The 6,082-nt window shown below is 67.2% G+C and carries 9 protein-coding genes; 5 read left to right on the forward strand and 4 right to left on the reverse strand.

Features of this window, described 5'->3' with window-relative positions; all coding sequences use genetic code 11:
- The 4 genes from ACHFFZ_RS08025 to ACHFFZ_RS08040 all read right to left on the reverse strand — a co-directional run.
- Positions 1–352: hypothetical protein (locus ACHFFZ_RS08025; protein WP_394276123.1), on the reverse strand; the 352-nt coding region annotated here is incomplete at its 3' end.
- Between the two features lie 89 nt (positions 353–441).
- Complete coding sequence (locus tag ACHFFZ_RS08030; protein WP_394276124.1) at positions 442–636, reverse strand: hypothetical protein; 195 nt, start codon at positions 634–636, stop codon at positions 442–444.
- A 122-nt stretch (positions 637–758) separates the two neighbouring features.
- Positions 759–1,391, reverse strand: coding sequence for a prepilin peptidase (locus tag ACHFFZ_RS08035; protein WP_394276125.1), 633 nt, complete (start codon positions 1,389–1,391; stop codon positions 759–761).
- Positions 1,388–2,080, reverse strand: coding sequence for a hypothetical protein (locus ACHFFZ_RS08040; RefSeq protein WP_394276126.1), 693 nt, complete (start codon positions 2,078–2,080; stop codon positions 1,388–1,390). The genes ACHFFZ_RS08035 and ACHFFZ_RS08040 overlap by 4 nt, the downstream gene beginning before the upstream one ends.
- A gap of 399 nt (positions 2,081–2,479) precedes the next feature.
- Between ACHFFZ_RS08040 and ACHFFZ_RS08045 the strand changes: the two genes are divergently transcribed.
- Genes ACHFFZ_RS08045 through ACHFFZ_RS08065 form a run of 5 tightly spaced genes read left to right on the forward strand, consistent with a single transcriptional unit; the run spans position 2,480 to position 5,802 of the window.
- Positions 2,480–3,019, forward strand: a complete 540-nt coding sequence (locus tag ACHFFZ_RS08045; protein WP_394276127.1) for a hypothetical protein — start codon at positions 2,480–2,482, stop codon at positions 3,017–3,019.
- Positions 3,016–3,453: a hypothetical protein gene (locus tag ACHFFZ_RS08050; protein ID WP_394276128.1), complete on the forward strand. Its 438-nt coding sequence runs from the start codon at positions 3,016–3,018 to the stop codon at positions 3,451–3,453. Before ACHFFZ_RS08045 ends, ACHFFZ_RS08050 begins: the two co-directional genes overlap by 4 nt.
- Before the next feature lie 29 nt (positions 3,454–3,482).
- Entirely contained in the window at positions 3,483–4,262 is a 780-nt protein-coding gene (locus ACHFFZ_RS08055; protein WP_394276129.1) for a hypothetical protein, read from the forward strand.
- A complete protein-coding gene (locus ACHFFZ_RS08060; protein WP_394276130.1) occupies positions 4,259–4,984 on the forward strand; it encodes a hypothetical protein in 726 nt (241 codons plus the stop codon). Before ACHFFZ_RS08055 ends, ACHFFZ_RS08060 begins: the two co-directional genes overlap by 4 nt.
- Positions 4,981–5,802 (forward strand): phosphoadenosine phosphosulfate reductase family protein, encoded by an 822-nt coding sequence (locus ACHFFZ_RS08065; RefSeq protein ID WP_394276131.1) that lies wholly within the window; start codon positions 4,981–4,983, stop codon positions 5,800–5,802. Before ACHFFZ_RS08060 ends, ACHFFZ_RS08065 begins: the two co-directional genes overlap by 4 nt.
- Positions 5,803–6,082: the final 280 nt, after the last annotated feature.

A 6,082-nucleotide genomic window follows, 5' to 3' on the forward strand; every position in this document is an offset into this window, starting at 1 on the left:
CTGGTTCGGCCCAGGACTGGGACCAGGCCTGCATGGCTTGCTGGTGTGCCTGTTGTTCTTGTTCGTCGAGGCGGCGTTGTGCGTCGCGCTCATCCATGAGGTGCATCAGCTGGTCGACAGCGGCGGGGTCATCCCAGCTCGACGACAGAGCCTGCTCGAACTCGGCGTCGCCCCACGCTGCGGTGTTCTCGGCGGTGAAGGTATCGGCCTTGGTGGGGAAGGTGCGTGTGGGCGTGGATGTGTCGTAGCCCAGCTGGGACAGGGCCTTGTCCATCAACGCCTCGCAGCGCTGAGCGCGCTCGTGATCACCAGCACTGAGAGCGTCGTCGCAGGCGCGGGCCCAGCGGCTCATCCGCTGACGGGCGTTGGCGTGGGCGCGCTGCTGCGGGGTTTGATGGTCGCGACAGCGACGCTTGGCAGGTTTGCCTTCAGCTCGACACATCAACGGACCGCGCAACGGGCGACGTCGGTGAATCGGGGATCGTCATCCGCGGCCCCAACCTCCCGCAACGGCGAATCCTGCATGCGGGCAAGGAGCTGGCTGCGCAAGGCATAGCCGCGCCCCTGCCCGAGCCTTCCCAAGATGATCTGGCGCGGGCTGGATTCGCAGTGATGCTCGGTGGACGTGTTCGCCATGGTTCCTCCTCGGCACGGGCTACAGGGATCCCCGCTTCGGGCCCCTGTCCCTATAGACGCTCCAGGACGTCGAATCTGGACAAACCAGATCAACCTTCTTCACCAGCTGCAGTGCTGCACCGCTACAGGAGGGCGCACGCCAGTACAGTGCCGATCAGCAACCCGGGACCGTAGGGAATGGCTCGACGGCCGCGATAGATCGTGACCGCCAGAACAAGTGCGAGCAGGGTGGCGGCGAACAAGGCCACCAGCACCATGGGCCAGGAGAACAGGCCCGCTCCGATGCCACACACCAACACCAAGCGCACATCCCCGAACCCGAGACCAGCACCCAGCCGCCACAACACCCAGAACAACGAACGCGCAGCCAAACCAGCCAGCAGAGCACGACCCGCTACCGACCACGGAAGATGACCCGACACAGCCACGATCGGGAGCGCTGTGAGGATGATGGCGGTGCTGGTGTGGGTGAGGGTCTTGGGTAGCCAGCAGGTGGCGTGGTCGATGCACACTGCGAGGACGCCCACGCTGCTGATGACCAGCCAGATGGGCCAGTACGGGGCCGGGATTCGTTGGGTGACCAGCCAGGACAGGGCGGTGGCCAGTAGTCCGGTGGCGGTGGCGAACCGCCATGTGGCGAGGGTCAGGTAGGGGGATGTGGGTTCGTCATCGGGGGCGGGCAGGATCCGACAGATCGTGGGGCAGCCCAGGGTGATGGTGAGGCCGATGATGGCGGCGAGGACGGTGCCGGTCATGGCTGGTGAGGTGTCTGCGGGGTGGCGGGGTGGGTGTACCCCGCAGACACGCTCGGGGTGTGTTCAGTGGCTCCACCGTAGAGGTTGGGTGACTCATTGCAAGTCGGGATGGGTGCGGGGCGGAGCATGGGGTATCCGCCGCGCAGGCTGCGATGGTTGGCGGTGGGGTGGAAGCCCAGGCGTTGGTAGAAATGGGCCACGCGCCGTGAGGAGGCTTGCAGCTCGAGCTCGACTCCAGCGGCATCGGTGTGTCGCAGCAGGTCCCGCATGACTGCGGTTCCGGCGCCACCGCCCAGCGGCCAGGCGGCGACACCGACAACGGTGTACGGGTCGCTGTCCGTGGCGTGCTTGATGCGGGCCACTGCGCCGTGGCCGAGGTGCCCGTCGTCGCTCCAGGCCACTCGCCACGCATCGGTGTAGGCGCGGCGGGCTGGCAGGCGGATCGCGATCCAGGGGGTGATGGCCAGGCCAACCAGGATGCAGGGCACGAGCGCGTAGAGCCCGACGGTCAGGGATTGGGTGAGCGCAGCAAGGATGAGCGCGAGCTCGGCGCCGATGACGATCGCCAGCCAGAACAGGATGCGGGTCAGCGGTGCGGTGCGCAGCGCGGCTCGCTCGGCCCGGTGCTCGAGCCGTGAGAGCTCGTCGATGGTGCGCGCATCGAGCTGGCTGCCCGGTTTGTAGTGCACGGATCGCTCTCCCTCATGTAGGTGTGGCGGGACGTGTTCAGGGTAGGGCGGCCCAGCACGGACCGCGATGGGGGTGTGGATGGCGCGCAGCACTCGACCCAGGACACCTGTGCTCAGGAAGGCGATGCACGGGGATCACCTCGGCGCCCATGCCGTCGCAGCTCCAGGGTGCAGGCGACGTCACCTGCCCAGCACCCCCCTGGTAGCGCGATTGCATGTCCAGTGGTGGGGGTCGTGAACCGTCTATAGGGAGTAGGACACCTACTCGAGCCTTGGGGGATACAGCGGATGATCGCGGATGTTGTCGACATCGCATGGAAGGCCGTCGGGTCTCCCCCCACCGGCGAAACCCCCGCACCCGCAGGCGCCTGCGCCCGATGCGGGGCACAAGCCGAGCTGGTGCCCGTAGGCCAAGTGGTCTCACGGTTCTACCGCGGATGGGACACGTGGGCCGATGCCACCGGCTCCGGCGTCTGCCCAGCCTGCGTGTGGGGCTTCCGCTCACCCCTGCTGCGCTCCCTACCGCACTGGATCCATCGCGCCCCCCACATGCTCACCCCGGTACGCGACACCGACCTGACCGACCTACTGCACCGCCCGCTGAGCAACGACGAGTCACTCGTGGTACCGCTGCACCCCAGCCGACGCCACCTCATCCACCTCGCCCAATGGGGGTGCATCACCACCGACGACACCACCCTGGTGTGGGACCAAACCGCAGCCGACCGCTTCGCCACCTACACACAGCTGCGCAACCTCGGCATCCGCGACTCACACCTGACCCACCCCACCCCACCCTGGACAGCGCTACAAGACCTCACCGTCAACCAGATCCGGCTCGTCCTGCAGCTATGGCCACTACTCCACCCCTGGCGCACCAGCCCCGCATGGATGCGCCTAGCCGCACGCACCGCCCACCCCGAAAGGAGCCACACGTGACCACCCCACTCACAGACCACGACACGACACCCACCCACACCTGGCTGGCCACCACCCCCTGGCTCCCCCAACTCGACGGACCAGCAGCCACCGCCGAAGCCCTCCTCCTACTCGTCCACTACGGCATCGACTGGGACGGCTGGGTCGGCGACCACCGCACCACCTACTGGGAGCGCCTCCTGCCCGAACGGGTCGTGGCCGCCGCCTTGCGCTCCCGCGACCTGCGGACGTGGTGGACGCTGCTGTCGCGCGACCTGAACACCGTCCCGCGCACCGCGGCACAACGCCGCGAGCTGGAACAGCTGCTGGCCCAGCCGGCGCGACCGGTCCTGACGGTGTTGCGCTCCCAGTCGGAGGCGTTGTTGTTGCGGACGAGGTTGGTGGCTGATGCGGTGCGTGAGCGGCGGGTCGTGAGGGTGGGTGTGGAGCGGTGAGTGTGAGTGTTCGGTGGGATCTTGACTTGGTGGCTGCGTCGTCGATTGTTCATGGCGGTCTGACGCAGGCGACCACGACGTTGTTTCGGCGTGAGTTGGTGCCGTTGGTGGATGGGTCGTTTGAGCTGATGCCGCTGGTCTCGGGCAATGCGTTGCGTTCTGCGTTGCGGCGCACTGCGGCCGAGCTGTTTTGTGATGCTCTCGAGGTGGAGGGTGCGTTGTCGCCGGCTGTGTCGTCGGTGTTGCTGAATGGTGGTGCGTTGACCAAGTCGAAGGCTGGGTTGTTGACCGGTGCGCGGCGGGCGTTGGTGCGGGAGTTGGTGGTGCCGGTGGGGTTGTTCGGGGCGGCGACGTCGGGGGTGATCGTCGATGGTTGTGTGCGGGCATCGAAGTTGGTGCCGGTGTGCAGTGAGTTGGCGCATCTGTGCGGGCGCAGTTCTGGCTGCAGTATCGATGAGCTGTTGCAGGTGGAGGACTATTCCCGCACTGCGGCGGTGGATGAGGACGATGTGCCTGGTGTGGCGGGGCCGATGCGGTACAGCGTGGAGGTGCTGTGTGCGGGCACTCAGTTGGCCGGGCAGGTCAGTGTTGACCACGCCTCTGCTGTGCAGCATGCGCTGATGTGTGAGGTGCTGCAGGTGTGGACCAGCCGTGGCACCATCGGCGGCCGTGTCGGTTCGGGGCACGGGCAGATCAGCGGCGTCGTGGAGTCACATCTGTTGCGCGGGACACCGGTGGAGGTTGACTGGCGCGCAGAGCTGGCCGAGCACCGCGATGAGGTCATCGCCGCCTTGGAGGCCCTGTCATGACGGCTGTCGACGCTGCTGGTGATCGGATGGTGCCGCTGTTGGTGACCGCGCGCATGGCCACCGGCGTGGTCACGGCGCATCCGTGGGGTATTGCCCTGGATGGCATCCTGGCCGCGCAGTTGTGGGCCCAGATCGTCGATACGACTCCTGCCGACCAGGTCGCGTGGCCGTCGACCACTCCCGTTCCGCCTGACCTGGACCTGCCTGTGGCTCGTTGTACCGTCGCTGGCGCAGACCTGTGGCACTGGGCCTCCACTTGCTCTCATGCCAGCCTGGTCGAAACCCAAGTCGGTTACCGCTACCAGCCTGCTCCCGGTGCCCTGATGGAGAGCTACACCGCCGCGATGCCGGCCAGCATCAATCCCGGCACCCGATGGTCACGCCGCGAAGTGCCCCACCTTGCCCGGGTCACTCAGGAACTTACGTGGCGAGCCGTCGGTGATCCCACCCGCATCCGGTCCCTCCTGGAACCTGTCACGGCGATCGGTAAGGGCCGCCACCACGGCGAGGGCCGTGTCCTGTCGTGGACCGTCACCGAGCACCCTGACGCGGACCCATGGGCCTACAGCCACCTCCACATCACCGGCCACCTCGGCCGCCCTACTCCACCCGCCTGTCTTCCAGACGATCTGGTCGCCAACCATCCCCCGATGCTCGCCGGCCTACGCCCACCTGCCATGCACCCCTCCCGCCAACATCACCTCTGCACCCCCACACCATGACCAGCCCGGACCCTCGCGCTCTCGACGTTGCCTGGCTACGCGCCCAGCAGCCGGCACGTCACGACACTGGGCTATTGGTGGACCGCATCCGTGAGCACCTCGAGCTCCACGACGGGTACGTCTCACTGTCGGGCGGGAAGGACTCGCTCGTGGTGCTCGACCTCGCATTACGCGCTGACCGCAACGTGCCCGTGTGCTTCTTCGACAGCGGCTTGGAGTTCCCCGAGACCATCACCTACCTCGACACCCTCGAGACCCACTACGGCATCCACATCGACACCTACCCCGCCCAACCATCCCTGCTCGAGGTCCTGATCGACTCCGGCGCCTGGGACCTGGCCCGCCCCAGCGCCGCCGCGCCCGCACTCGACCAGATCCTCATCCACCGCCCCGCCGCCTGCGCCGCCAGCGACCACGGCGATGGCGTCCTGTGGGGACTACGCGCCGACGAGTCCCGCGCACGCCAGATCCTGTTCTCCAGCAACCTGCCAAGCACCTGCCCCTGCTGCACCACTGACCGGGAGCGTCGTTACCGCCACGGCGGCACCACCTCATCGAAGTCAGGAGTGCGCTACTCCCCCATCTGGGACTGGACCAGCCACGACGTGTGGAACCACATCACCCGCCACCAACTCCCCGTCAACCCCGCCTACGCCAAACTCCGCGCACTGGGAGCGCCGCCGGCCGCGCAACGCATCTCGCACCTGGTCGACGGCGACCTCCTCGACAAGGGCCGACTGGCATGGATCCGCGCAGGCTGGCCAGAGCTGTGGCAACCGTTGGTGCGATGTCTTCCGCGGCTGACAAGTCTGGTGTGATCCGGGGGTTTTGATGACCTTCCTTGTCGGTCGGGTCCGGATAGCGCGTGGCCGGGCAGCACCCCAGGGAAACCTATGCTGTTTGTCATGGATGGGGTTGGGCGGTGGCAGCTGTCACTAGGCGATGTCATGGAGGCGGCCGGCGTCGTTCTGAGCGATGCGTTGGTCATCCGCCACACCTTCACGCCCACGGGGTTGGGCTCGCGGGCCGAGATGACACCCGAGTCCCTGCTCGCCTACACCAGGTCACAGAACCGCGCCCCAGGACGAATTCCCGCCC

It is taken from the genome of Luteococcus sp. (assembly GCF_043424415.1).
Classification (GTDB): domain Bacteria; phylum Actinomycetota; class Actinomycetes; order Propionibacteriales; family Propionibacteriaceae; genus Luteococcus.